Source organism: Streptomyces synnematoformans (assembly GCF_039531005.1).
GTDB lineage: Bacteria > Actinomycetota > Actinomycetes > Streptomycetales > Streptomycetaceae > Streptomyces > Streptomyces synnematoformans.
Genome location: NZ_BAAAPF010000506.1, coordinates 1 through 3,141, shown reverse-complemented (window position 1 = coordinate 3,141; position 3,141 = coordinate 1). Strand labels below are relative to the sequence as shown.

Below are 3,141 nucleotides of genomic sequence, written 5' to 3'. Positions count from 1 at the left end.
CGCCCGCCGGGCCGGCGGTCCGGGTGCTGGCCGGGGGCCGCCCGGCGGCGCCGCTCGCCTCGCTCGCCGGGGAGCCCGCGCTCCGGCCCCGCCCGCTGCGTCTCGACGGGCCCGAAGGGCTGCGCAGCCACCTGTTCCTGCCGTCGTGGCGCCGCCCGGGCGACGGCCCGCTGCCGGTGCTGCTCGACCCGTACGGCGGGCCGGGGCTGCGGCTGGCGGTGCCGGCGCGCGGGTGGTGGACGCTCGTCTCGCAGTGGTTCGCGGAGCAGGGCTTCGCCGTACTGGTCACCGACGGGCGGGCGACGACGGGCCCGCCGTCGTGGGAGCGGGCGAACACCGGCGACAAGCGGGACAGCGCCGTCGCGGACCAGGTGCGGGGGCTGCACGCGGCGGCGGCCGGCCACCCGGACCTCGACCTGGAGCGGGTCGCCATCCGCGGCTGGTCGTTCGGCGGGTTCCTCGCCGCGGCGGCGGTCCTCACCCGGCCGGACGTGTTCCACGCCGCCGTCGCGGGCGCCCCGGTCACCGACGCGCGCCTGTACGACACGCACTACCAGGAGCGCTTCCTCGGCCACCCGGACAAGCACCCCGAGCACTACGACCGCTCGTCGCTGGTGGGGCTCGGCCACCGGCTGCGCCGCCCCCTGCTGCTCGTCCACGGCCTCGCCGACGACAACGTCGTCGCCGCCCACACCCTGCGGCTCTCCGCCGAACTGCTGGCCGCCGGCCGGCCGCACAGCGTCCTGCCGGTGCCCGGCGCGTCGCACATGATCTCCGACGACGCCGTCGCGGAGAATCTCCTCTGGTTCGAGCTGGCGTTCCTGCGGCGGGAGCTGAACGCCGAACCCGCGGCGTACGTATGAGGGCGCTGAGGCACACGAACAGCACGCCGGTCCCGCCGGCCCAGGGCGGCCGGCCGGCGCACCAGAAAGGGCCCACCATGACGCAATCCCGCATCCCCGCCCGGCTCACCGCGCGCCGCACCGTCGTGGCCGCCGCCGGCGCCGGGGGTCTCGCCGCCGCGCTCGCCGCCTGCGGCGACTCGGACGACTCCGGCGACTCGGGCGACTCCGGCGGCACCGGCGACACGGGTGACACGGGCGGCACCGGCGACACGGGGGACGAGCCGCAGGAGGGCGGCGGCGACGACGGCGCGCAGCTCGGCACCACCGGCGAGGTGCCCGAGGGCGGCGGCAAGATCTTCAAGGACCAGAAGGTGGTCGTCACGCAGCCGGAGCCGGGCGAGTTCAAGGCGTTCTCCGCCGTCTGCACCCACCAGGGCTGCGTCGTCAGCAGCGTCGAGGACGGCACGATCAACTGCGAGTGCCACGGCAGCAAGTTCGCCATCGCGGACGGCAGCGTCGCGCAGGGCCCGGCCACGGAACCGCTGCCCGCGGAGGACGTGCGGGTCGACGGGGACGTGCTGCGCCAGGGCTGACGGCCCCGCGGGCCGCGCTCAGACGGCGCGGCCCGCGGCCTGCAGCGCGCGTACGGCCTCCCTGATGGACGGCCGGCGGTCGGCGTCGGAGCGCCAGATCGCGTAAATGTGCCGGTGCATCGCGGCACGTACCGGCAGGATGCGCACCCCCGCGGGCACCGGCCCGCGGCCCAGCCGCGGCGCGACGGCTATGCCGAGGCCCGCGGCGACGAGTGCGAGCTGCGTGTGGTGCTCCTCGGCGGTGTGCGCGACGCGGGGCTCGACGCCCTTGGCGCGGAGCGTGAACACCAGCCAGTCGTGGCAGAACTCGGCCTCCGGCCACGAGATCCAGTCGTCGTCCGCGAAGTCCTCCAGGACCACGTCCGCGCGGTCCGCGAGCGCATGTCCCGCGGGCACGGCGACGTCCGCGACGTCGTCGAGCAGCGGCGCCCGGGACAGGCCGGGCGGCAGTGGCATCGGCTTGTTGTACCAGTCCAGGACGATGCCGAGGTCGTGGTCGCCGCGGATCACGCCGGGCACCGCCTGGTCCGGCTCCCGTTCGCGCAACCGCACCCGCAGCTCGGGGTGGTCGCGGCGCAGCGCGGCGAGCGCGGCGGGGAACAGCCCGCGGGCGGCGGTGGGGAACGCCGCGATCGCCAGCTGCCCGACGGGCCGGCCGCGGTGCGCTTCCAGCTCCGACTGCGCCGCCTCGACCTGCGACAGGATCCGGACGGCGTGCTCGGACAGCAGCCGGCCGGCGTCGGTGAGGCGGACACCGCGGCCGTTCTTGGCGAGCAGCTGCTGCCCGGTCTCCCGCTCCAGCTTGGCGAGCTGCTGGGAGACGGCGGAGGTGGTGATGTGCAGCCCGTCGGCCGCGGCGCTCACCGAGCCGTGCCGGGCGACGGCGGCCAGGGTGCGCAGGCGCTCCAGGTTCAACATCTAAGCGATGCTACGAGATAAGGGCCCCAGAGTCCCGCCTGCGCTACGAGGAGTGCGCGGCGCACCGTGGCCCGTACGCCGTCAGACGTACCGCCGTCCGGGCGCGGGCCGCACCGCCGCCGCCACCGCGTCCGCCAGCGGCTCCACCTCGTCGCGGGCGAGCGGCGAGACGGTCAGCCGGATGCCGGGCGGGGAGGCGAGGCGGAAGCGGGCGCCGGGCGCCGCCGCCCAGCCCGCCTGGAGCAGCCGGGTGACCGCGGAGGTCTCGTCGGGCACCGGCAGCCACACGTTCATGCCGCTGCGCCCGGCGGCCTCGACCCCGCGCCGCCGCAGCGCCGCCAGCAGCGCGTCGCGCCGCTCGCCGTACGAGCGGGCGACGGCCGCCGCGTCGAGGACCCCGCTGCCGCGCAGGTGGACGACCGCGTCCTGGAGCAGCCGGCTGACCCAGCCGGGGCCGAGGCGCTGCCGGCCCTCGATGCGGTCGACGGTCACCCGGTCCCCGGTGAGCACCGCGAGCCGCAGGTCGGGCCCGTACGCCTTGGCGGCGGAGCGGACCGCGAGCCAGTGCCGCGCGGCGCCGGCCAGCGGCTGGAAGGGCAGGTCGACGATGGCGTGGCAGTGGTCGTCCTCGACGAGGAGCACGTCCGGGTCGCGGGCGAGGGCGGCGCGCAGGTCGGCGGCGCGCGCCGGGGTGAGCGCGGCGCCGGTCGGGTTCTGCGCGCGGGAGGTGACGACCAGGGCGCGCGCGCCGGCGGCCAGCGCGGCGGCCGCGCGCTCCGGCAGGG

General features: G+C 77.4%; 4 protein-coding genes. 2 read left to right on the top strand and 2 right to left on the bottom strand.

Annotation, left to right across the window (positions count from 1 at the left end):
* Together ABD317_RS35190 and ABD317_RS35185 are read left to right on the top strand one after the other, a co-directional pair.
* On the top strand, positions 1–863 hold an 863-nt coding region (locus ABD317_RS35190; protein WP_344295771.1), incomplete at its 5' end, for an alpha/beta hydrolase family protein.
* 77 nt (positions 864–940) lie between these two features.
* Positions 941–1,438 carry a Rieske (2Fe-2S) protein gene (locus ABD317_RS35185; protein ID WP_344295767.1) on the top strand — a complete coding sequence of 166 codons (498 nt, stop codon included), beginning with the start codon at positions 941–943 and terminating at the stop codon, positions 1,436–1,438.
* An 18-nt stretch (positions 1,439–1,456) separates the two neighbouring features.
* On the opposite strand, the gene ABD317_RS35180 is transcribed toward ABD317_RS35185, so the two are convergent.
* Together ABD317_RS35180 and ABD317_RS35175 are read right to left on the bottom strand one after the other, a co-directional pair.
* Positions 1,457–2,356 carry a LysR family transcriptional regulator gene (locus ABD317_RS35180; RefSeq protein WP_344295763.1) on the bottom strand — a complete coding sequence of 300 codons (900 nt, stop codon included), beginning with the start codon at positions 2,354–2,356 and terminating at the stop codon, positions 1,457–1,459.
* A gap of 81 nt (positions 2,357–2,437) precedes the next feature.
* The coding region (locus ABD317_RS35175) for an aminotransferase class I/II-fold pyridoxal phosphate-dependent enzyme (protein ID WP_344295759.1) at positions 2,438–3,141 on the bottom strand (704 nt) is incomplete at its 5' end.